The sequence below is a fragment of the Synechococcus sp. CC9616 genome, assembly GCF_000515235.1.
GTDB lineage: Bacteria > Cyanobacteriota > Cyanobacteriia > PCC-6307 > Cyanobiaceae > Parasynechococcus.
In genome coordinates, this window is sequence record NZ_KI911558.1 from 1,931,627 (window position 1) to 1,954,680 (window position 23,054).

The following is a 23,054-nucleotide window of genomic DNA, read 5'->3' on the forward strand; positions in this document are numbered from 1 at the left end:
GACTAGGCCCTTCCCATCCCATGCGCAGCAACGGTTGCGGCGACCTGCGCAAGCAGAACATCGACGATCAGGTGATGCTGTGCGGCTGGGTGGATCGGCGCCGCGACCATGGCGGGGTGATCTTCATCGACCTGCGCGACCGCAGCGGCACGGTTCAGATCACCGTCGACCCGGACCTGGGGGCGGAAGCCTTCGCTGTTGCGGAACACCTGCGCAGTGAGACCGTGCTGCAGGTGAATGGCAAGGTGCGGGCGCGACCCGCTGAATCCCTCAACGACAAGCTGGCCACCGGTGCCGTGGAGGTGCTGGCCAGTGGCATCACCGTGCTCAACAGCGTGAAGGGCAATCTCCCCTTCCCCGTGTCGGTGCATGACGAGGAGAACACGCGCGAAGAGCTGCGCCTTCGCCACCGCTATCTGGATCTGCGCCGCAAGCGCATGAACGACAACCTGCGCCTCAGGGCACAAACCATCCAGGCAGCCAGGCGTTTTCTGGAGAAGGAAAGCTTCATCGAAGTGGAGACACCGGTGCTGACGCGCTCCACCCCGGAAGGTGCCCGCGACTACGTGCTGCCCAGCCGTGTCTGCGGCGGCGAATGGTTTGCCCTCCCCCAGTCCCCCCAGCTGTTCAAGCAGCTGCTGATGGTGGGCGGCATCGAGCGTTACTACCAGGTGGCCCGCTGTTTTCGCGACGAGGACCTGCGGGCCGACCGCCAGCCGGAATTCACCCAGCTGGACATCGAAATGAGCTTCATGGATCAAGAGCAGATCCTGGAGTTGAACGAAGCATTGATCTGCGCCATCTGGAAGGCCGTGAAGGGCATCGAGCTACCGCGGCCCTTCCCCCGCATGACCTGGCATGACGCCATGGACCGCTACGGCACCGACCGGCCCGACACCCGCTACGGCATGGAGCTCAACAATGTGAGCGACATCGTCAAGGACATGGGCTTCAAGGTGTTCAGCGGTGCCGTGAAAGCAGGCGGATCGGTGAAGTGCATCGCCGTACCCGGCGGCAATGAGGCCATCTCCAACGTGCGGATCAAGCCCGGCGGCGATGTGTTCAGTGAAGCCCAGAAAGCCGGTGCCGGTGGCTTGGCCTTCATCCGCGTGCGCGACGGCGGCGAAATCGACACGATCGGCGCCATCAAGGACAACCTGAGCGATGAGCAGAAGCAGGAGCTGCTCAGCCGCACCGGCGCGGAACCCGGCACCCTGCTGCTGTTCGGCGCCGGCGACACGGCAACAGTGAACAAGGCCCTCGACCGGGTACGTCAGTTCTTGGCCAAGGAGCTGGGCATGGTCAAGGCCGACCGGGACAACGACCAGTGGAACTTCCTCTGGGTGGTGGACTTCCCGATGTTCGAGTTCAACAGCGACGAGAACCGTTACGAGGCGCTGCATCACCCCTTCTGCGCTCCCAACGCCGAGGATCTCGGCAGCGATGCCTCGCAATGGGCTGAAACACTGCCGGGCGCTCGGGCCCAGGCCTACGACCTCGTTCTCAATGGTCTGGAGCTCGGCGGTGGATCCCTGCGCATCCACGACTCCGCTCTGCAGCGCCAGGTGTTGCAGACCGTTGGCCTGCCACTCGAGGAGGCCCAAGAGCAGTTCGGTTTCCTGATGGACGCCCTCGATGTGGGCGCTCCGCCACATGGAGGCCTGGCATTCGGTGTGGATCGCATGGTGATGCTGCTGGCAGGAGAGGAATCCATCCGCGACACCATTGCCTTCCCCAAGACCCAGCAAGCCCGCTGCCTGATGACCAATGCCCCTGGTGGCGTAGCCGACAAACAGCTGGAGGAACTGCATGTGGCCAGCACCTGGGTGGATCCAAGCGAGGAGGACTGACCTCTGCGAGTGGGCTGAGTCGGTGGTGTTCTTGCCAGTGATCAGCGTCTGATGCGACGGTTCGGCACCAGTCGCTGAGATCCATGGATCTAGCTCTTCCCTGTCCTCTGGAGGCCGGATGGGAGTTGATTCGCACGGTGGTCTTACCGAGGGAGGGGGCTGATGGCCTGCCCTTGGGCGGGTTCTCCGCAGCCGCTTACCAGCCGGAGTCGGACCGGCTTTGGCTGCTCAGTGATGCTCCCCATGGTCATCTCATGACGTGGGGTGGATTGGCCCAGCTGCTCAACGGCATGGCCACCGCGCTGACGCCCGGGCCAAGGCTGCTGCTTCGCGATGCGGATGGGCAACTATTGCCGGAAGGTTTTGATGGCGAGGCACTGGTGCTGGAGGGCAGCCGTGCCTGGATCACCAGCGAGGGCCGCCGCACGCCGGATCGCACTGCCCGGCTGATCAGAATTGATATGAACACAGGCCGGCAGCAGGAGGTGCTGCCGCTGCCGCCATCTTGGAGGGCGGCACCAGGGCGTGGTCTGGCGATCAATCAGGGGCCGGAATCCCTGACGGCGTTGGCCCCTTCCGAGCTGCTGGTCGCCGCTGAGCGACCTCTGCTACAGAGCGACGATCCATCACTGGTTCCGATGGCGCGCGTCAGCAAGGGAGCGGCGATGCGGGATGAGGGCGCGTTGCAGATCCGACCTTTTGCCAAGACTGCTGGTCTCACCGACCTGCTGGCTCTGCCCCGGCAGCGACGTCTGCTGGCCCTTCTCCGCGGATTTCAACCACCACTGAGTTGGACCGCCCAACTGCTGCTGTATCCCTACCCCAACGGCAGGGCTGCCCCGCCGCTCAAGCCTTTGCACGGCTGGGATCTGCTCACAGCTGGGCTGCCGCCGGACAACTGGGAAGCCCTGGCCGTTGGCCCACGACTGCGCGATGGACGCACCACGTTGGTATTGGGGAGTGACGACAACTTCAACCCTCTCCAGTCAAGCTGGATCGCGGTGATGGCTCCTCGCCGCACCGACGCCTGTCCCGACTGATGCGATGACCATGCGCCGCCGCTCTGTTCTCTCCATGCTCGGCCTCGGAAGCGTGGGCCTGCTCACGGCCAAAGGGTTGTCGGGGTATTCCTCCAACGGCATTGGATCCGTCCCCGGCAAGAAGGCCTTCCCCTTCACGCCGGTGCGTGTGGCCTTGCCGGTGAACAGCGATGGCCTGACGGCCGCGGAACAGCAGACCACCTACCGCGAGATCGCTGTTGAAGACCGGCTCGTCGTGCCGGAGGGGGTTCGTTCCGATCTTCTTGCCGCATGGGGGGATGCCCTGGGCAGCAGTCGCTTCGGGTTCAACAACGATCACCTCGGCTTCGTTCAGCACGATGCGAATCGGGCGTCGATGACGGTGAACTTCGAGTACATCAGCCCGAAACCCTGGGTGGATGGCTTCGAAGAGGTGGTGGGCCAACCTCTCCCCTACGCCGCCATGGTGCGGGCGCTGGCTGCCAGCGATGGCCTGATTGATTGCACGGCTTTGGCCGCCACGGACCCGCGTCTGGCTCAGATCCGTGCCATCGCAGATCAGGCGATGACCGATCTCGGCGTTGGTGTGATGACCTTGAAACGGGACAGCCAGGGCCATTGGGTGCGTGCCAAAGCAGCCCAGGACCGGCGCATTGATGGCATCGCCGGCCTTGAGAATCCCGCAGAACGGCTGCGCTGCACGGGGCCGGCCACCAAGGTGTTCGAGGCGGCCAGCCGTCAGGGCTACGACGACGGACTGGGCAGCGCGGTGATCGGCACTTTCGCCAACTGCGGCGGCGGCACCACCCCCTGGGGCACGGTGCTCAGCGCGGAGGAGAACTTCCAGTCCCAGGTTCCGGAACCGGTGTTTGCCGACGGCAGTTCCTTGGCGCCCTCCCAGCGGCCTTTCCTCTGCCTTGAGAGCAAGTTGTACGGACTCGGCAACGTCTACGGACTGGCGGGCAACAAGTACGGCTGGATGGTGGAGGTGGATCCGGATGCCCCCGATCACCAAGCGGTGAAACACACGGCGCTGGGACGGTTTCGCCATGAGGCAGTGGCGGTGCGTGCAGAAGCGGGCCAACCCCTGCTCGTGTATTCAGGCTGCGACCGACGCGGAGGCCATCTTTACCGCTTCGTCAGCAGCAGGACGGTCACGGAAGTGAAAAACAAGGCCAATTCCCGTCTGCTGGAGGAGGGCGAGCTGCAGGTGGCCCGGTTCCAGGCGGATGGCACGGGCGATTGGCTGCCGCTGCGCCCCGACACCGCGGTGGATCCTTTCCTACCCAGCCGGTTTGATCAAGCGGAGCTCGCCTGCCCCGTAGAGCTTCCCAACAGCGATCGCCAGCAGGCCGTTGCCGAGTTGTTCCGCGACGATGCGTCCGTTCAGGCCTACCGCAAGCGCTATCCAACCCTGGCCAGCCTTTATCGCGGGGATGGGGATGCCATGCAGGGGGCAATCCTGGTGGATGCCCACCTGGCGTCCAGCGCCATCGGGGCCACGCCGACCGCCCGCCCGGAAGACACCAAGATCGATCCAATCAGTGGCGATCTGTTGATTGCCTTCACCTCCGGTTCGCCGGGGAGCACCGGTGGTGCTGATCCTGCGGTGTTTCAAGGGCCTGAGGGGCAGGCCAGCTGGCCCAATGGCTGGGTGATGCGTCTCAGCGATCAGGGTGAGAACGGCTTTCGCTGGCGCATGGCGGTCACGGGGGGGACTCCCTGGGCCGGTGGTCTGGGGTTCACCAATCCCGACAATGTGGCCGTCGACGCCAAGGGCAACCTCTGGATCGTCACGGATCGCTCGATGAAAGGGTCAGCCGGAGATGTCTTCGGCAACAACAGCTGCTGGTTTGTGCCGCGCAACGGTGGCCAAAACATTGGCCAAGACAGTAGCCAAGACGAAACGGCCGCCTGTTTTGCCATCGGTCCGATGGAGTGTGAGGTCACCGGCGTCTGCCTGGATCGTCCGGAGAAGACCCTGTTTCTGGCAATTCAGCATCCCGGTGAGGTGCATGGATCGCGCAAGCAAGGCGATGAGGAGTTCCAGACCCATGACCTGGTAGATCGTGAGGACACGGCGTTTCAGCAATTGCGTCAGTTGCCTCTGGGATCGAACTGGCCAGCGCAGGCCCCCGGTCGGCCCCCTCGCCCAGGGGTTGTCGCCGTCCGTCGCAGCAGTGGTGAACCTTTGCTGGGGGCCTAACCCCAGGCTTCACGCTGCATAGAGAAGGAGCCCCAAGTCCATCAGCTGGTTTAAACAGATCCCGAAGGTAATCAGCGCATTTGTCGCACCGCAGTCTCTGGCGAGGAACCCTGAAGTTGGACTTCACAACGGTCAGCTTTTGCCCAGTAAGCCCCGACGGACAGGGGGAACCCGTGAGCGCCGCAGCAGCGGCACGACGGATCTGCTGCGGCTGTATCTCCAGGACATTGGCCGGGTCGACCTTCTCACCAACGAAGAGGAGGTCACGCTGGCGCGTCTAGTGCAGCGCCGCGAGGCCCTGCTGCAACAGCAACGGGATCTGGCCGAAAGCCATGCAGCCATTGGGGAATTGCATCGTCTCGAAGAACTGCAACGCCGCGAAGCGAACCAGCACAGCCACTGGCCGACCAAGCAGGAATGGGCTCGAGCGGCCGGACTGCCCTTGCCGGAGTTGCAGCAGCGAATCGACGTGGGATACCAGAACTGGGCTGAGCAGGCACAACTGGAGGCCAAAGACCTGAAGATTGCCCTCCGCAACGGTCGGCGGGCAAAAGACCACATGATCCAAGCCAACCTCCGGCTTGTGGTGGCGGTGGCCAAGAAATATCAGCAGCGGGGCATGGAACTCCTCGACCTTGTGCAGGAAGGGACGCTCGGGTTGGAACGGGCGGTGGAAAAGTTCGATCCCACCCGGGGGTTCCGCTTCAGCACCTATGCCTACTGGTGGATCCGCCAGGGCATCACCCGTGCCATCGCCACCCAGAGCCGCACGATCCGGCTGCCAGTGCACGTCACCGAAAAGCTCAACCGGATCAAGCGTGTCCAACAGGACATCGCCAGCAATGAGGGCAGAATCGCCTCAATGGCTGATCTGGCCCGTGAGTTGGGCATCAGTGAAGAGACCGTGCGCCAGACACTCGCCCGCGTTCCGCGTTCCGTGTCACTGGATACCCGTGTCGGCCGGGATCAGGACACCCAGCTCGGTGATCTGATCGAGGACGGCAAGGCCACGCCGGAGCAGACCCTGACCCACGATGAACTCCACAACGACCTTGAACATCTGCTGGATGAACTCACCAGCCGGGAAGCCTCCGTGCTGCGGCGCCGCTTCGGCCTGGAGGACGACATACCCCAAACGCTGGCTCAGATCGGAGAAGCGCTGAAACTGTCGCGAGAACGGGTCCGTCAGATCGAAACCCGTGCCCTGCTCAAGCTGCGCCAGCCACAACGTCGCAGCAAGGTGCGCGACTACATCCAGGGGCTGGATTCTTGATTCGCGAACACTGAGCGCTCAGACCCCCCTGCCTGCTGACGAACTGACCAAACCCAGCGCAACAGCTCTGGAGCACCAGGCTGACGCCAGGTACCTTGAAGAAACGACCGGCAAGACATGGCCAAATTCGTCTTCATTACCGGTGGTGTGGTCTCCAGCATTGGTAAGGGCATCGTGGCTGCCAGCCTTGGTCGCCTGCTGAAGTCGAGGGGCTACAACGTTTCGATCCTGAAGCTGGATCCCTATCTGAATGTGGATCCGGGCACGATGAGCCCGATCCAGCACGGTGAGGTGTTTGTCACCGAAGACGGCGCTGAAACCGATCTGGATCTCGGTCACTACGAACGCTTCACCGATACGGCGATGTCCCGCCTCAACAGCGTGACCACCGGTTCCATCTATCAGGCGGTGATCAACAAGGAGCGGCGGGGCGACTACAACGGCGGGACTGTCCAGGTGATTCCGCACATCACAGGCGAGATCCGTGAACGGATCCATCGGGTGGCGGCCAACAGCAATGCCGACGTTGTGATCACGGAAATCGGCGGCACAGTCGGCGACATCGAATCACTCCCCTTTCTTGAAGCGATCCGTGAATTCCGCGGTGATGTGGGTCGCCATGACCTCGCCTACGTCCACGTGACCCTGCTGCCGTTCATCGGAACCTCCGGCGAACTCAAAACAAAACCGACCCAGCACTCGGTGAAGGAGCTGCGCTCAATTGGCATCCAACCCGATGTGCTGGTGTGCCGCAGTGACCGTCCCATCGGCGATGAGATGAAACGCAAGATCGGCGGCTTCTGTGGTGTCCTGACGCGAGCCGTGATCCCCTCACTGGATGCCGACAGCATTTATGCCGTCCCCCTCACCCTGGAACAGGAAGGCCTGTGCCGGGAAGTGCTCGATGTCCTCGATCTCGCCGACCACGAAAGCGACATGGCTGACTGGGCCCAGCTGGTGCACAAATTGCGCAACCCCGGCCCGGCGGTGAAAGTGGCCCTGGTGGGCAAATACATTCAGCTCAATGACGCGTACCTCTCCGTCGTGGAGGCCCTGCGTCATGCCTGTCTGACCCAGGACGCCTCCCTTGATCTTCACTGGGTTTGCGCGGAGCAGATCGAAACAGACGGTGCGGATGCTCTGTTAAAGGGGATGGATGCGGTGGTGGTTCCGGGTGGCTTCGGCAACCGTGGAGTGGATGGAAAGATTGCTTCAATCCGTTGGGCGCGGGAGCAGCGGGTCCCGTTCCTTGGCCTCTGCCTGGGCATGCAGACGGCGGTGATCGAGTGGGCACAAAATCAAGCCGGTCTGACGGAAGCGACCAGCGCTGAACTCGATTCAGGCACACCCCATCCCGTGATCCATCTGCTGCCTGAACAACAGGACGTCGTGGACCTTGGCGGCACAATGCGACTGGGCGTGTATCCCTGCCGAATCGCCTCAGGCACCCTGGCCCATCGACTGTATGGCGAAGAAGTTGTCTACGAGCGACACCGACATCGCTACGAATTCAACAACGCCTACCGCAATCTGTTTCTCGAGTCTGGTTACGTCGTGAGCGGCAGCTCGCCGGATGGACGGCTGGTGGAACTGATCGAGTTGAAGGGACACCCCTTCTTCACCGCCTGTCAGTACCACCCTGAATTCCTCTCACGTCCAGGACGACCGCATCCGCTGTTCCGGGGCCTGATCGAAGCCGCGCAACAGCGCCTGCCCGCGTCCCCAAGCGAGGCTCTCCAGACGCAGCGATGAGCTCAGTCGCCACCCTGCCGGTGGTGGAAACCTTCCACTCCCTTCAAGGGGAGGGGCATCACAGTGGTCGCAGTGCATTCTTCATTCGACTTGCCGGCTGCAGCGTGGGTTGTCGCTGGTGCGACACCAAGCAGTCCTGGCCGGAAAGCGTTCATCCCCTGCAAAGCGTGGACGATCTTGCGAATGCTGCCCTGGCTGCAGTGACGGGTGGTGCCTGTTTCACCGTGATCACCGGAGGTGAACCGCTACACCACGATCTGGGGCCTCTCACGACAGCCCTTGGTCGAACGCAAAGGCCGCTGCATCTGGAAACAAGTGGGGTGGATCCACTCAGTGGTCAGTTCGACTGGATCACCCTCTCGCCGAAGCGCCATCGGCCTCCACGCACCGAACTCCTGCGCCGTTGCCATGAGTTGAAGGTTGTGGTGCACAGTCCGGAAGATCTGGCTTTCGCTGAAGAGATGGCCAACCAGACCGATCGTCAGGCGGAACTTCTTCTTCAGCCTGGTTGGGACAGCGATCGCGGCAGGGAGTTATCGGTGGCACACGTGAGACATCAACCGAGCTGGCGACTCAGCCTGCAAACACACAAGTGGCTGGGCGTGCGTTGAAACTAAAGCCAAGGCTTCTCAATCGACGATGACGACAATTGCCCTCCTCGGTACCGGCCTGCTTGGACACGCCATCGGCCAACGCTTGCTGGAGCAGGGCCAGACGCTGAAGGTATGGAACCGAACCCCCGCACGAATCAGCGCGTTGATCCGTGCCGGTGCAACGCCGATTGAACGACTGAGCGAGATCAGCAAAGGATGCGATGCCGTCATCACCGTCCTGAAAGACGGCCCAGTGACCAGCGACGTCGTGCAGACCCTGGGTGATCTCAAGGGACGGTGCTTGATTCCGATGGGAACGATGGGAATCACGGAAAGCCGCACCCTGGCGACGTTGATGAAAAGCCGGGGCGGGACCTATCTCGAGGCGCCTGTCCTGGGCAGCCGACCAGAAGCCCTAAGCGGATCATTGCTTGTGATGGCCGGCGGCGAACCGGAAGTGTTCAGCCGACATCAGGATCTGCTCGGCCTCCTGTCAGCTCAACCGATGCTCGTCGGACCCGTGGGAAGCGGAGCCGCCACCAAATTGGCTCTCAATCAACTCATCGCCAGCATGACCCACGCGTTTTCAATCTCGTTGCGCCTCGTGCAACAGGCCGAGGTACCAGTCGAGACGTTTATGAACATCCTGCGGCCATCCGCCCTCTACGCCCCCACCTACGACAAGAAACTGAAACGGATGATGGAGCGGCACTACGGCGACCCGAACTTCAGCACAGCCCTGCTTCGCAAAGACTTGGCGCTGTTCCTGCAGGAAGCCATCCATGCCGGATTGAACCCTGAAGGACTCAGGGGACTGTCAACTCTTTTGGCACAAGACAAAGCCCGCGATCTTGATGACCTGGATTACTGCTCCCTGCACGAATTGACGGCTCAAGACGAGAGCTGAGCAATCGCATTAAGCTATTTTTGAAACAACCACCTGCAGCCAATACGAATACAACTCCAGCACATTTAACTGATCAATCGAAGCATTGAGACTCAATAGAAAGATGCTCAGTGCACACTAAACCAACAAGGAAACGACAAGCAACTATGATGGATGGCAACACAATAGAAATCGATCGCTAAATCCAAACAATGGATAATGTCAGATTAATCATTTCCAAAAACCTAGCGATCTACTCCTGAAGCACTAAACGAAGCCAGCAAAATGTTGCCGCGATCTGGACCCCCAGCATTTCGACTGGATCAAGCCCGGCAGGTTCACCGACCTCAGTTGCCCATGAAATGAAGCATGGCTTCCACAGCAGAGAGACCGATTAGAAACGTGCCCGCCAAGAGGGAGGCTTCCTTAAACGTTCTGGCCATCAGCAGCGCCGCAACACCGGTGGAAAGCTCAATCAGAAATCTAAAGGAAATCTGAAGCGGCACTGTGAAGACCCGTAAAGGTTTTGGCAGCCTGGCACGGCAAGTTCACTCAAGTTCATGAAAAGTGCTTTACAGAACTGAGTAAAACGGCTCAAATCTTTTTCTCTCAGCAAAGAAATCATCAATCGTCACATCACCGTGGACGTCTTGAATGAAGAGATGGAATCCAGAACCGCCATCGCCCTGTTGTCCGGCGGCCTCGATTCCGCCACCGCAGCCGCGCTGGCGATTGAATCGGGTGATCGGGTGATCGGCCTGTCCTTCGACTATGGACAAAGGCACCGCCGTGAACTGAAAGCAGCGGAACAAGTGGCACAGAGTCTCGGCTTGGCCGAGCACCATCGGATCAGTGTGAACCTCGCCGCCTGGGGCGGGTCTGCCTTGACCGATGACCAGGTCCGCATACCAACAGATGGCGTCAAAAACGACGGAATCCCGGCGACCTATGTTCCCGGCCGCAATACCGTCTTCATCTCCATCGGCCTGAGCCTGGCAGAGGCAAGAGCCGCTCAACGCCTCGTTCTGGGGGTGAATGCAGTGGACTACTCCGGCTATCCAGACTGTCGCCCCGACTATCTCGAGGCCTTTCAATCTCTGGCCGATCTCGCCAGCAAATCTGGACGCGAGGGACATGGCACCAAGCTTTGGGCACCACTGGTGACCTGGAGCAAAACAAAAATCGTCCAGGAAGCTCTACGACTGGGTGTCCCCATCGCAGACACCTGGAGCTGTTACAGCGGTGGAGACCATCCCTGCGGAGTCTGCGACAGCTGCCGCATCCGTGATGCCGCTCTCCAAGCCGCCGGCCGCTCGGATCTGTGCAGCTGAACGAACCCATCCGTCGCAGCCTGCCCTGGCGTCAACCCGCCACGGTGGCCAGGCGTCTTGCCCAGGAATGGGGAGAAGCTGGCCTGATTTGGCTGGATGGAGACGGCAGTGAACGGGGCCGTTGGGTGACTCTGGCGGTCGATCCGGTTGAACAACGCTGCAGCCGCGGAGGCCCCGGCCAACCAGAGGCCCAAAACCCTTTTGAACTGCTGCGCCAGCTGGGACAAGGGCACTGGTGCGGCTGGCTCAGCTACGAAGCTGCTTGCTGGACAGAACCCGCCAACCCCTGGCCGATGGATGCCATGGCGAGCCTCTGGATCGCACGACATGACCCGGTCCTGCGCTTTGACCTGCTGACTCAAAACCTGTGGATCGAAGGGACAGACCCACTTCGCCTCGAACGGATGTCGCGCTGGCTGACAGCCTCCAATGAGGCAGCGGATGCGCAAGCGGAACCGATCGAGATCGCTCCGGAACAATGGCATTGGCATAGCGACCGAGCCTGCTTCACGGCAGGGGTGCAGCGGATCAAAGAACTGATCGCTGCAGGCGATTTGTTCCAGGCCAACCTCACCGCGTGCTGCAGCACGCCCTGGCCAGCGGAACGATCCTGCCTGGACCTGTTCCTGAAACTGCGTCAGCGTTGCCCAGCACCCTTTGCAGGACTGCTGATCGGAGACGGAGACGCTCTCGAGGAAGCCGTGCTTTCCACGTCACCGGAACGGTTTCTACGGGTCAACTCCAAAGGCTGCGTCGAAACACGACCGATTAAGGGCACGAGGCCACGGGATCTGGATGAGCGACAGGATGCCGACCAGGCAGCTGATCTGGTCTGCAGTGACAAGGACCGGGCCGAAAACGTGATGATCGTGGATCTGTTGCGCAACGATTTGGGTCGGGTCTGCAAGCCAGGCTCGATCCAGGTCCCGCAACTGCTCGGGCTGGAGAGCTACTCAGCCGTTCATCACCTCACATCCGTCGTCCAGGGTGAACTGCAAAACGGTCTCTCCTGGGCCGATCTGCTGCAGGCCTGCTGGCCGGGAGGCTCGATCACAGGCGCCCCGAAACTCAGGGCCTGCCAACGCCTGGCAGAACTCGAACCCGTCAGCCGGGGGCCCTACTGCGGATCCATGATCCGGGTCGACTGGGACGGTCAATTCGACAGCAACATCCTGATCCGTTCCCTGATGCGGAAGGGCGATCGACTGAGAGCCCACGCCGGCTGCGGGATTGTTGCCGACTCCGACCCGGAGAACGAAGCCGATGAACTCAACTGGAAACTGCGACCGCTCCTGGACGCCTTGCGATGAGCCAAGCGGTTGCCTGGATGGATGGTGAGTGGAGCTCTCCCGATGAGCTCTCCATTCCGGTGAGCGATCGCGGCCTGCGACTGGCCGATGGCGTGTTCGAAACGATCCTGACGATCGGCAGCAAGCCACAGCTGCTGTCGCTGCATCTGGTGCGATGGCGAACAGGCGCCGAGCTCCTGGCCATGCAACCGCCACCGCAAGAAAACGACCTGGAACCGCTGCTAATGGACGCCATCACGCGGGCACAGCTGGGCCAGAGCACAGGTGCCTTGCGGTTGAACTGGAGCCGCGGATCGACAGGCGGTCGCGGCCTGGTTCATCCAACCAGCGGCAAGGAACGTTTCTGGCTCACCCTTGACCCCTGCGAACCGGAGTTCAAGCCTGTCACGACGATCATCAGTAGCCATGAACGTCGCAACGCCAACAGTCGTCTGAGTCGATGCAAAACCTTTGCCTATGGACAGGCGGTTCTGGCCCGTCGGGAAGCACTGGCCGCCGGGATGGACGACGCCCTCCTGCTCAACACCAACGGTGAACTCTGCTGCAGCACCAGCGCCAATCTGCTGGTGTGTCGTGATGGAGCCTGGCTGACACCCCCGCTCAGCAGCGGCTGCCTGCCAGGAGTGATGCGCGCCAGAGCCCTGGCTACAGGTCTGTGTCGGGAAGCCTGGATTGGGGCAAGCCTGAAACCAACGGATCAGGCCCTTCTGATCAACAGTCTGGGTTGTCGAGAGATTCAGTCCGTGAATGACAAAACTCTCATCAGGGCGAGCCAAAGCCAGACACTCTGGGGCAATCTTCTGCTCTGAAGCAGCCCGATCAGCCTGGCAGCAATCTCAGCACCGACTCGGCCCAGCCACGGCCATGAGGAGCTCGAGCCAATTGAAAACGACCGGCTTCGATGCCTTCGATCAGCTTTGGGTGGGGTCCCTTCATCCCAGGAACCACAACAGCGATATCCGCCACCTCAAGCAGTGGCAGATCATTGGGCGAGTCCCCGAGTCCCAGGACCTGAACATCACCACAATCCTGTTGCTGCTTCAGTGCTTCGAGAGCCCGGCCTTTGCTGATGCCCTCACCAAGAAGGTGAGCCATGCGGTTGCCCTCGACAATCGTGAGTCGATACTCCTGAACCATCGCGATCAAGCGGTCCCGGCTTGAGCGAGCAGGAGCCACAAAGGGAACGCTGCAACGACGACGCTGAGCCATACGCAACGCCTCCCCACTCAGACCAAGCAATCGATCGCCTTCCGCATCACTGAGTTCATCCAGTGCGAGCAACGGCTCACCAAGCTTTGCCTCGATCTCTTTGAGCTTGGGTCTGAGCTCCTGCCAGCCAGGTCCAAGGCTGATCTCCCATTCCTCGCCATCGGGATGCTGTCCGTGGATCGCTCCACCGTTCTCCACAATGAAGGGATCGGACAGACAGGCATCTTGGCGGAAGCGACGCACTTCCTCCGCCGTCTTGCTGGTGCAGGGAATCACTGGGATTCGTTGCTCTTGCAACCAGCGAATCGCTTCAGCAGCGGGCGACCAGTCGTAGTGATGATCCAGCAGCGTGCCGTCGAGATCGGTCACGACCCACCAGGATGAAGGATCCTGAGTCATCGGCTGACGAGCCATACCACCTGGTAGGGATCAAGTTGAAGCTGTTGTTGACCACTCTCCAGATCACTCGCCTGGAGGCAATCGTGCCACGACGATAAGGCGGCTTTTTCGCTCAAGGTGCTGAGGGGAAGGTTGAGTCGCGCACTCGTCATGTTGTGCACGGCATAGAGGGATTGTTGAGGAGTGCCGCGTTTCAGAACAACCAGATCAGAGCGCCCGTCACTGATCAAGGTCATGGGGGTATCGGGGTGCAGAGCTGGCATCAACGCACGTACGCGCATGGCATGGCGCAGAACGTTCAGCACAAGCGTGGGATCGCTCTCTGGATCATCGAGTCGACGTTCGAGGGAATCGGTTTTGAACTGCGGTCGGTTGAGATCACGACGCTGGCCGGTTTTTCGAAATTTCGAGACGTCGTTGGGGGTGGCCAGCAAGGCGGGAAGGTAAAAGGCAGGCACACCCGGCAACACCATCACCAGCAGCTGCGTCAGCAGAAATCTCTCCAGTTGCAGATGGGAGGGATCAATGCCTCCGTCGGCCATCGCACTCCACCAGCTGATGTTGATCTCGTAAGGAACATCGTCTCCGCTGCTCAACCGGCGATGACTGATCAATCCACCACGCTGTTCGCAGGCGATCAGGAACTGGAGCAGGCGTTTATCAGGCATCAAGCCTTCCAACGGCCGAAGTCCTACGCCGTCATGACAGGCCGTGAAATTGAGTAATCCGGTTTGATCCGGCAACGTCGGCCAGCGACTGAGCCAGGTGTTCAGCAGATCGGCGCGACCACTGATCGCTGCCTCCAGAAGCAGAGGAGGAAGAGGAAAGTTGTAAGCGAGATGAGCTTCCTGTCCGTTGCGGAGATAAGACAGATTCTCCTGCTCGGGAACATTGGTTTCGGTGACGACGACGCCATCTGGACAGAGCGACTGAAGCAGCAGACGCAGAACCTGCACCAACCGATAAGCCTCCGGCCTGTGGATACAGGTGGTGTTCGGTTCCTTCCAGATGAAGCCGACGGCGTCGAGTCGAATCCAGCGGACACCATGACGTGACATCCGCCGCAACAGCTCCGCGAATCCGATCAGCACCTCAGGGCTTCGCCAATTGAGATCCACCTGATCCGGGCCGAAGGTCGTCCACACCTGACGTTTGGCGTTGGGAGGGCCCAGCTGAGTGAACAAGGCCGTGCTGCGCGGCCGGACTACATCGCTCCAGCAGGGATCGGGAGCGGCTTCAAGAACACAGGACTGACCGGGATCCTCCCGTCGCAGAAACTGCCGGACCCATGGATGAGAGGCGGAGACATGGTTCAGCACAAGATCCGCCATCAATCGACGTCCCTCCGCAAGAGCAGAGAGATCGGACCAGTCCCCATGACGCTCCTCCAGTTGCTCATAGTTCGCCACTGCAAAACCACCATCACTGGTGGATTTGAGGAACGGCAGCACATGAATCACTGCAGCGAATTCGGCCAGATGGGCATTGACGATCCTTCTCAGACTTCGCAGACCAGAGCAGCCTGCATCCGCCACCGTGTCGGCGTAGGTGATCAGAACCGCATCCGCTCCACTCCAAAGCGCTGAAGCCTCCGAGGTGTCCCCGTTCCCTAACGAGCTCGAAGAAGATTGCAGCAATTGCGACGACAGTTCTTCGAGATCACAGGAAGAATCGACCGGGTACAAATTTCCCAGAAGCTTCCGCAACGTTCCCGCCTGCGGGTCATGCATGGAGCTTCACCTGTTGGATTTCCCACAGGTATGGAGCAGGTCCCTTCGTCTTGTTGTCGCCTTCAACACTGCATGGATTTTCAGCAAGGTCTGATCACCACGGTCCATGACTACAGCCTCGGGAATCTCGATGCCGTTGCCTTCAGAAAAGAGCTCTCGCAGAAACGAACGGCACTGCTGATTCCATGTCTGATGGACGAGTTCAGTCGACCTGCCCTCGGATTGATCCGTGACGCTCTGAAGGAACTCGAAGGTCTCAGCAGCCTGGTGGTCGCTCTCTCCGCTGAAACAGCTGAAGACGTCGCTGCCGCGGAGGCGTTCTTCAACGGAATGCCCTTCCCTGTCCAGGTTCACTGGACCAACGGTCCAGCGGTTCGGGAAGTACTTTTGTCCGTTCAAGAGCTTGGCCTGGAAGTCACAGGACCACCAGGGAAAGGGTGGGCTGTCTGGCAGGGTCTTGGGGTGGCTTGCAGTCATGCAGAGGTTGTCGGATTGTTTGACGCTGACATCCGCACCTTCGGATCGTCTTACCCCGAACGCATGTTGCGTCCGCTGCTCGATCCGTCCCACGGCGTGGCGTACGTCAAGGCGTTCTACAGCCGCCTCTCCCTGGAAACACAGGCATTGCAAGGTCGGGCAACACGCCTCTTCGTTGGCCCCCTTCTTGCCAGCTTGGAACAGATCTTCGGGCCCCTTCCATACCTCCGCTACCTGCAGTCATTTCGCTACCCGCTGGCTGGGGAATTTGCCTTCACCACCGATCTGGCAATGAACCTGCGTATCCCATCGGATTGGGGGCTGGAGGTAGGTCTGTTATCAGAGGTGTATCGACACGTGGCGTCCAGCCGGATTGCTCAGGTTGATCTTGGATTGTTTGATCACAAGCACAAAGACCTGGGAAGCAAACCATCGGAAGGCCTGCAGAGAATGGCCGGAGAAATTTTCTGCACAGTGCTTCGCAGCCTGATGGAGCACGAAGGTTGTGTGGTTTCAACCGATCAATTACCCACCCTGGAAGTGCTGTATCGAAGGGTTGGAGAAGATCGCGTCCGACAATTCGGCCTCGATTCAGCCATTAACCGTCTGCCCTACGACAGACACAGAGAAGAACTTGCCGTACAAAGTTTTTCAAGCCTGCTCAGACCGGGTCTGAAACGATTCCAGGACACGCCGATAGCGCATCAGCTACCCAGCTGGTCACGTCTGAACAGCTGCAACCCCATGCTTCAAAAAGATCTTGCTGAAGCAGGCCAGTCCGATCGCAGACACTCAAATCGTACGGCCATGATGCAACGCCCTCAATATCCAGCATACGTTTCTCAGGGTCTGCACAGTGAAACTGCAGCTTGAGTCTGCCTTTCAAAGCTCCTGCATTTGCTGACGAATCACCCAGTCCGTTGCGGCACGCTGTGATTGCCATGCTTGTAACAATTGCTTGGCAATAATTTGAAGCTGATGAGGATCAGCCGTTGCCTCGATCGCCCGGTTCATCCTTTCAAGCTCGAATTGCTGAGTGATGCTCATACTGATTCCTTTGGTCACAGAAAAATCATCAACGCGAATCCTTTATCGCCGTGACCTATAGAAATAAACGTCTCTGTTGCGACGAAATCCGACCAGTGTCAGGCCATTCGGATCTAACTGAAGATCACAAAATCTTTCGTCCTCACGCTGATATGCGCTTTGGATGATCCGTCTGGTTTAGAAAACAAGAACCCAACTTGTGTGAGATGCACTACAACTGGGATCAACACCAACGACTGGCTCAAACTATCGCGTGCACGCCGAAGGAGGATTTTGGCGTGGGCTTAGCCCTGATGGGCGTAGCGCTGCTCATGCTGACAAAAGACCTCGAAACGGACCTCGTGGATCAGTCAGTTGATCGTGATGCAATCGTTTAATGTTCTGCGAGGCACATTCCTTTTGAAAAAGTAGCGGTCGATATCGTTAAAATATTAAGGAAAATAGTATTGGTGTCGATGCCTACAAAACAATCAAAAAAGTAAATCGATACTCCTACCACTGCTTTTAGCCTTTCCATGCTCGAATGTTGGTACGAGAACAATTCCAGCAAAATGGTCATTCTCAAATGCATTGGTCCCGATCGGTTTTACCGAGAGAAGGTCGTCATGCCGATGGAGACCTTTTGCTTTGAGGCTCCACCTCAAGCCCGGCTCGAGATATGGCAGATGTCCTTAGAAGGGCAAATGCTTCATCTCCGCGCCGACGCCGCCGACTACGCCTCCGGTTGCGCTACCAACACGTACGACAGTAGCCTTGTAGCCTGATGAACAGCTGATCAAAACCTTTTAAGTTTAACGACAAATACTTTCAGGTTTCCCCGTCAACAATCAATTGTTTTGATGACGATTGGGAATAATATTTTTTGAGTTATCTAAACGCAAAACCATTGAAATAAAAAATTTTTTCACATTCATATCGCAAATCCTGCACGAATATTACAAACCAGTTAAAAGGTTTTACCTAATAGGCAGTCACATGCTCTATAGATTAAAACAGCTCTTTCATTGATTGGCTGCCAGGCTGTTGTTTCATTAAATAAATCAATTACAAATACCAACACATTGAAATTATCTAAAGAAATTAGCATAAAAAATTAGTCAAAAAAATCATACATCCATTCAATAACTGGCTTTATGATGCCAACTTGAAAATGATTTCGGAAGAATTAATTTTACTCTGAAGATCAATAAGATCGATTAAACTCAATCAAGCACGAATAAAGATTTCAGGATTTGAAACCGCCAGGGGTGATGCCTAGCAATTCAGCCGTCAACCTTGAACGAATCACACCTCCAGGTTGGACGGGCTGCCGGAAACGGCTTGATAGCGACGAATCCACCTCGGACTGCTCGGGCTTTAGTTGAAGAAGTTCCGCTGTTTTGGCAGAACGGATGACCCCTGTGGACTCTTGCTTGAAGGCGGAGCGACGGTAAAGGAGCTGGGAGGTCTGAGACGACGACTTTGCGTCCAGTGCCAGTCCAGCTCGCGTAGTCTTGGTGGGCAGATCGGTCATGGTGGTTGCCTCTGTGATTGCAAGGCCGTCGGTTTCCACTCTGAACAGAAACTGGACCTTGTATCGTAGTGAACATCTGTAGCCTTCGCTACAATTTCATTGTGCCAACAACTACCGGCAAAAAACGTTCGGCCTGAAACTCAACCTCCAAAAAGATAGATTTTTTAATGATTCAGAATTTCGATAAACGGCACTTCCGCCTCAATGCCTTACTGCATCTTGGAGCAATGAAGGACATTCCTTGGAGAAAATGCTTCCTGGTATCAGCCGTCGTTCTGACGATGCCATTCCAGGGATGCAAATCCTTGCCCAAGGAGGTGAAATACCAAAACGCAGAGCCAGGAGATGCCCTGGTCGTCAGCGAAGGTACAACGATCGAGCTCTCTCACGCCTTTAAAGGTGGAGAGCCGAATGGCCTCTATGACGGCGGGGTGATCGTGGACGAGCCTGACAACGGCCGAAGGTTGATCGAAATCAATGCTGTCTGCAGCATGCCTGATCTACCTAACTGGCCTGAATACGACAACATTTACGGGCGATGGCTTGAAGCTGATGAAGAGCCTGGGGTTGATGGGGGCGACACCGATTGGCAACTGTTGATGTACTTCGATGGCCGTCTAGTTGATCAAGGGAAGCAAGGAGCACCGTCATGGGCGAAGCGGCTTGCCGAAAATCTCTGCAGAAAAGGCGACTTCGAAGACGAGTCAGCAAAAAATAGGTAACACCGGTTACCAGCGACAGCGATCTCTCGGGCGAAAAACTTGCAGACGGTCTCAGATGCAACAGTTCACCCCAAAACCGTGACGCACCATGGGAATGGTTCTCATTCTTGCCCTATGGCCAGTACGGGTAGCGTCAGTTCCTGGGATGAATCGCTGCTTATTGCGATGATTCAGTATCCAGTTCCTGTGATCAAGGGACCGGAGGACATCCAGACGCAGGTCGATCAGATCTGCAAGGCTGTTGCCACAACGAAGGCCGGCTACCCAGAAGCCGATCTCATCGTGATGCCTGAGTACTCCACTCAGGGTCTGAACACGGCGATCTGGACGTACGACGAGATGCTTCTCCGCATCGACTCTCCAGAAATTGATCGTTTCAAAAATGCTTGCAAGGAAAACGACGTCTGGGGCGTCTTCTCCTTGATGGAAGTGAACGACGATCCCAGCCTCCCACCGTTTAATTCAGCGATCATCATCAACTCAGATGGTGAAATTGCACTTCATTACAGGAAACTGCAACCATGGGTTCCCATTGAGCCCTGGTCACCAGGCAACTATGGAATGCCTGTCTGTGATGGACCCAAAGGCTCAAAACTAGCTGTCTGCATTTGCCACGACGGCATGTTCCCCGAACTCGCCAGGGAAGCCGCATACAAAGGGGCCAACGTTTACATCCGAATCTCAGGATATTCCACCCAGGTGAATGATCAATGGATCTGGACGAATAGAACAAACGCTTGGCAGAATTTGATGTACACAATTTCTGTCAATCTGGCTGGTTACGATGGTGTCTTCTACTACTTTGGAGAGGGAACCGTCTGCAACTACGACGGCAATGTGATCCAACAAGGCCATCGGAATCCCTGGGAGATTGTGACAGCAGAACTCTTCCCCCGATTGGTGGATAAAGCCCGTGAGAACTGGGCACTCGAAAACAATATCTTTAATCTGGGATGTCGTGCCTACGTCGGTAAACCCGGCGGTGAAAGAGCTAACTACCTCACTTGGGTAGAGGATCTAGCCAACGGAGAATACAAACTGCCATGGGACAGCAGCATACGTATTCGCGATGGCTGGAAGTATTACCCCGACGGAGTCAAGCTTGGACCAATGCCAAAAACAGAAGCTCCTGCGGCTGAACCTGTAGCAACAACTGTTTAATCCATACACGATCAGGCTTCAGGCAATACCTGAGGCCTGATTATTTCTTATAAAGGAATTTCACATACCACAAAATATTTTTTTACACAGTAGGAATGGCAACAATATATTGATTTCAAAGCAGGCATCTTTTGTGGTGTGTATCAACTGCGACTTTTGATTCCCCTTTGGATGGATTCAATGGATTTGTCGCAACTGCATCGATGCCTGAAACCCTTTTCAAGGTTGATCTCACAAAACCGATGGATCAACAGGAGATGCCGGGTCATAACAGATGGCATCCCGATATTCCAGCCGTCGCTTCGGTGAATCCAGGTGACGTCTTCCGAATTGAATGCAAGGATTGGACAGACGGACAAATCAAAGATGATGACAACCCGCAAGATATTGCCGATGTCAACCTAGAAGTTGTTCATGTATTGAGCGGACCTATTTGGGTCAACGGAGCACAACCAGGAGACATTCTCGTTGTCGATATTCTTGAAGTCGGCGCTCTACAAGGCGATGAATGGGGTTTTACTGGTATTTTTGCCAAAGAAAATGGTGGAGGTTTTCTCACTGATCACTACCCAAAAGCAGCTAAAGCAATCTGGGATTTAGAGGGCGTTTACACATCTTCGAGACACATTCCAGGTGTGCGCTTCGCTGGTATTACACACCCTGGACTCATCGGATGCGCTCCTTCCATGGAGCTGCTGAATGAATGGAATCGGCGGGAAACTGAACTCGTTAATACTGCACCAGACCGCAGAACGTATGGTGCTGGTCTTTCTGGCAGTGAACCCGTTCTCGCAGCGCTTCCAAATCCAAACAGTGCAATCCTCGGCAATGTTGCAGCTGGCGACTTCGACCGTATTGCCAACGAGGCTGCCCGCACAGTTCCGCCCCGTGAACATGGCGGCAACTGCGACATCAAAAACCTGACCAAAGGCACGAGAATTTACTTCCCTGTATACGTTGAAGGTGGAAAACTCTCAATGGGTGACATTCACTTTTCACAGGGTGACGGGGAGATTTCTTTCTGCGGTGCCATTGAGATGTCTGGCTACCTTGATTTACATGTTGACGTGATAAAAGGTGGAATGGCGAAATATGGGATGGTTAATCCCATGTTTAAAACTAGTCCGGTTGAACCACATTACACAGATTACTTGGTCTTTGAAGGTATATCCGTTGATGAATTCGAGGGCAAGCAGTATTACATGGATGTTCACATAGCATATCGCCGAGCTTGCTTGAATGCAATTGAGTATTTGAAAAAGTTTGGTTATACCGGTGAACAAGCTTATTTGCTCCTCAGCTGTGCTCCTGTAGAAGGAAGGGTCAGCGGTATTGTTGATATCCCAAACGCATGTTGTACGCTTGCACTACCAACCTCAATTTTTGATCAGGATATACTCCCGTGTTGATTCTTTAAATCAACCAAAATAGCCACAACGTCCTAAGCTTCCATCATTCTGATGGAAGCTTTTTAACTTAAACTTCAAAATGCCAGTTTACGAATTCGAATGCAAGTCTGATACTTGCGCAACCAGTTATGAGGTTTGGAGATCTATTGAACAACGCTCCTACGATACGCAATGCCCCGAATGTGGCTGCGATGGCAAGAGGCTATTCTCTCCACCGATGATGCTATCCACAAGTATTCGATTGAAAACCGAAGATAAAAATCCAAAAGTCGTTCGACGAGAAGCACAGGAAAAAATCAACAAGCCAAGGTTGCGTTCGAGTGATTCCCGTCCATGGATGCTGAATAGAGGTTGTTGAACCGTCAGATCAACAACCTAAACAGCAAAGATTAAATTTTTGCCCTCAAATCAAACCGTCAAGAACTCTTCGATAACCCGATCTGATAATTGTGAAGTTGGCCCACTAGACACGATACCGCCGCGTTGCATCGCATAATAGAAACTTGACTGTTTAACGAAATGGAGATGCTGTTCAACCAACAAGACACTGATACCTGTTTCTTTGATGATTCGCTGAACAGCTCTCTCAATATCAAGAATGATAGAAGGCTGAATCCCTTCTGTCGGTTCATCAAGTAAAAGGAGCTTTGGCTTTCCAAGCAACGCTCTCGCAATAGCAAGCTGCTGCTGTTGACCACCACTCAAATCGCCACCGCGACGATTTAAAAACTGCTCAAGGATGGGAAAAAGTTCAAAAACAATTGGATCGATATGCTTATTTTTTCCCATACCGCCTGGAAGTGATTCCATTCCAATCATCAAATTTTCTTTAACAGTGATCCTTGGAATAATGTCACGTCCTTGTGAGACATAACCAATTCCACGTCGAGCACGCTTATAAGGGGCCTGATCAGCTAAAAATACTCCATCGTATTCAATAGAACCAGAGCGCTGCTCGAGCAATCCAATAATTGTTTTCAGAAAAGTAGTTTTACCAACACCATTACGACCAATGAGACAAATCATCTCTCCTTCAGGTATGTGGAGATCTACATTCCTAAGGATATGGCTTTCTCCATAGTAGACGTTTATCCCACTTGCTTTGAGAATGGTTTTTGTGGCGGAAGGGTGTGATTTGGTTTGGATTTGAGTCATGATAATTTAGAG

At 56.7% G+C, this 23,054-nt stretch carries 22 protein-coding genes; 16 read left to right on the top strand and 6 right to left on the bottom strand.

All coding sequences use genetic code 11. From position 1 onward, the window contains the following. Positions 1–20 precede the first annotated feature (20 nt). The 7 genes from aspS (at position 21) to SYN9616_RS0111140 (ending at position 9,600) form a co-directional block, all read left to right on the top strand. Entirely contained in the window at positions 21–1,850 is a 1,830-nt protein-coding gene (aspS, locus tag SYN9616_RS0111110; protein WP_028953145.1) for an aspartate--tRNA ligase, read from the top strand. An 83-nt stretch (positions 1,851–1,933) separates the two neighbouring features. Then, positions 1,934–2,890 carry an esterase-like activity of phytase family protein gene (locus SYN9616_RS0111115; protein ID WP_028953146.1) on the top strand — a complete coding sequence of 319 codons (957 nt, stop codon included), beginning with the start codon at positions 1,934–1,936 and terminating at the stop codon, positions 2,888–2,890. 10 nt (positions 2,891–2,900) lie between these two features. Beyond that, positions 2,901–5,075: a PhoX family phosphatase gene (locus tag SYN9616_RS0111120; protein ID WP_051411117.1), complete on the top strand. Its 2,175-nt coding sequence runs from the start codon at positions 2,901–2,903 to the stop codon at positions 5,073–5,075. Between the two features lie 139 nt (positions 5,076–5,214). Then, entirely contained in the window at positions 5,215–6,348 is a 1,134-nt protein-coding gene (locus SYN9616_RS0111125) for an RNA polymerase sigma factor, RpoD/SigA family (protein WP_028953148.1), read from the top strand. A 117-nt stretch (positions 6,349–6,465) separates the two neighbouring features. Next, a complete protein-coding gene (locus SYN9616_RS0111130; protein WP_028953149.1) occupies positions 6,466–8,100 on the top strand; it encodes a CTP synthase in 1,635 nt (544 codons plus the stop codon). Next, entirely contained in the window at positions 8,097–8,711 is a 615-nt protein-coding gene (locus SYN9616_RS0111135) for a 7-carboxy-7-deazaguanine synthase QueE (protein ID WP_028953150.1), read from the top strand. Before SYN9616_RS0111130 ends, SYN9616_RS0111135 begins: the two co-directional genes overlap by 4 nt. Before the next feature lie 28 nt (positions 8,712–8,739). Next, positions 8,740–9,600: an NAD(P)-dependent oxidoreductase gene (locus SYN9616_RS0111140; protein ID WP_028953151.1), complete on the top strand. Its 861-nt coding sequence runs from the start codon at positions 8,740–8,742 to the stop codon at positions 9,598–9,600. Positions 9,601–9,926: 326 nt separating this feature from the next. Here SYN9616_RS0111140 and SYN9616_RS17995 read toward each other — a convergent pair whose 3' ends face one another. Continuing rightward, positions 9,927–10,085: a hypothetical protein gene (locus SYN9616_RS17995; RefSeq protein ID WP_232200347.1), complete on the bottom strand. Its 159-nt coding sequence runs from the start codon at positions 10,083–10,085 to the stop codon at positions 9,927–9,929. Between the two features lie 156 nt (positions 10,086–10,241). Between SYN9616_RS17995 and queC the strand changes: the two genes are divergently transcribed. The 3 genes from queC to SYN9616_RS0111160 are packed head-to-tail and all read left to right on the top strand — an operon-like array spanning position 10,242 to position 13,029. Then, positions 10,242–10,910, top strand: coding sequence for a 7-cyano-7-deazaguanine synthase QueC (gene queC, locus SYN9616_RS0111150; protein WP_028953153.1), 669 nt, complete (start codon positions 10,242–10,244; stop codon positions 10,908–10,910). Then, positions 10,907–12,220, top strand: coding sequence for an anthranilate synthase component I family protein (locus SYN9616_RS0111155; protein WP_028953154.1), 1,314 nt, complete (start codon positions 10,907–10,909; stop codon positions 12,218–12,220). The genes queC and SYN9616_RS0111155 overlap by 4 nt, the downstream gene beginning before the upstream one ends. Further along, the gene (locus tag SYN9616_RS0111160; RefSeq protein WP_028953155.1) at positions 12,217–13,029 is read left to right on the top strand and encodes an aminotransferase class IV; all 813 of its coding nucleotides are present in this window, start codon (positions 12,217–12,219) and stop codon (positions 13,027–13,029) included. Before SYN9616_RS0111155 ends, SYN9616_RS0111160 begins: the two co-directional genes overlap by 4 nt. 10 nt (positions 13,030–13,039) lie before the next feature. Here SYN9616_RS0111160 and SYN9616_RS0111165 read toward each other — a convergent pair whose 3' ends face one another. Together SYN9616_RS0111165 and SYN9616_RS0111170 are read right to left on the bottom strand one after the other, a co-directional pair. Further along, positions 13,040–13,828: an HAD-IIB family hydrolase gene (locus tag SYN9616_RS0111165; RefSeq protein ID WP_028953156.1), complete on the bottom strand. Its 789-nt coding sequence runs from the start codon at positions 13,826–13,828 to the stop codon at positions 13,040–13,042. Then, positions 13,825–15,558 (bottom strand): alpha-amylase family glycosyl hydrolase, encoded by a 1,734-nt coding sequence (locus SYN9616_RS0111170; RefSeq protein ID WP_028953157.1) that lies wholly within the window; start codon positions 15,556–15,558, stop codon positions 13,825–13,827. The genes SYN9616_RS0111165 and SYN9616_RS0111170 overlap by 4 nt, the downstream gene beginning before the upstream one ends. A gap of 72 nt (positions 15,559–15,630) precedes the next feature. Between SYN9616_RS0111170 and SYN9616_RS15750 the strand changes: the two genes are divergently transcribed. Further along, positions 15,631–16,908 carry a glycosyl transferase gene (locus SYN9616_RS15750; protein WP_037990974.1) on the top strand — a complete coding sequence of 426 codons (1,278 nt, stop codon included), beginning with the start codon at positions 15,631–15,633 and terminating at the stop codon, positions 16,906–16,908. Positions 16,909–16,917: 9 nt separating this feature from the next. On the opposite strand, the gene SYN9616_RS17400 is transcribed toward SYN9616_RS15750, so the two are convergent. Further along, complete coding sequence (locus SYN9616_RS17400; RefSeq protein ID WP_028953158.1) at positions 16,918–17,100, bottom strand: hypothetical protein; 183 nt, start codon at positions 17,098–17,100, stop codon at positions 16,918–16,920. 497 nt (positions 17,101–17,597) lie between these two features. Here SYN9616_RS17400 and SYN9616_RS15755 point away from each other — a divergent pair, with 497 nt between their 5' ends. After that, positions 17,598–17,846 carry a DUF1830 domain-containing protein gene (locus SYN9616_RS15755; protein ID WP_037990976.1) on the top strand — a complete coding sequence of 83 codons (249 nt, stop codon included), beginning with the start codon at positions 17,598–17,600 and terminating at the stop codon, positions 17,844–17,846. Between the two features lie 461 nt (positions 17,847–18,307). Here the strand turns inward: SYN9616_RS15755 and SYN9616_RS0111195 are convergent, their stop codons facing one another. Then, positions 18,308–18,595 carry a hypothetical protein gene (locus SYN9616_RS0111195; protein WP_198015174.1) on the bottom strand — a complete coding sequence of 96 codons (288 nt, stop codon included), beginning with the start codon at positions 18,593–18,595 and terminating at the stop codon, positions 18,308–18,310. 305 nt (positions 18,596–18,900) lie between these two features. On the opposite strand from SYN9616_RS0111195, the gene SYN9616_RS15760 reads away from it, so the two are divergent. The 4 genes from SYN9616_RS15760 to SYN9616_RS16610 all read left to right on the top strand — a co-directional run bounded on the left by SYN9616_RS15760 (position 18,901) and on the right by SYN9616_RS16610 (position 22,245). Next, entirely contained in the window at positions 18,901–19,317 is a 417-nt protein-coding gene (locus SYN9616_RS15760) for a hypothetical protein (protein ID WP_156918782.1), read from the top strand. Between the two features lie 39 nt (positions 19,318–19,356). Continuing rightward, positions 19,357–20,478, top strand: a complete 1,122-nt coding sequence (locus SYN9616_RS0111205) for a formamidase (RefSeq protein ID WP_232200354.1) — start codon at positions 19,357–19,359, stop codon at positions 20,476–20,478. A 203-nt stretch (positions 20,479–20,681) separates the two neighbouring features. Then, positions 20,682–21,887: a formamidase gene (gene fmdA, locus SYN9616_RS0111210; protein WP_028953161.1), complete on the top strand. Its 1,206-nt coding sequence runs from the start codon at positions 20,682–20,684 to the stop codon at positions 21,885–21,887. 79 nt (positions 21,888–21,966) lie between these two features. Then, on the top strand, positions 21,967–22,245 hold the full coding sequence (locus SYN9616_RS16610; protein WP_028953162.1) for an FmdB family zinc ribbon protein: 279 nt from the start codon (positions 21,967–21,969) through the stop codon (positions 22,243–22,245). Between the two features lie 50 nt (positions 22,246–22,295). Here SYN9616_RS16610 and urtE read toward each other — a convergent pair whose 3' ends face one another. Then, positions 22,296–23,042 carry an urea ABC transporter ATP-binding subunit UrtE gene (gene urtE / locus SYN9616_RS0111220; protein ID WP_037990977.1) on the bottom strand — a complete coding sequence of 249 codons (747 nt, stop codon included), beginning with the start codon at positions 23,040–23,042 and terminating at the stop codon, positions 22,296–22,298. Between the last annotated feature and the right edge of the window lie 12 nt (positions 23,043–23,054).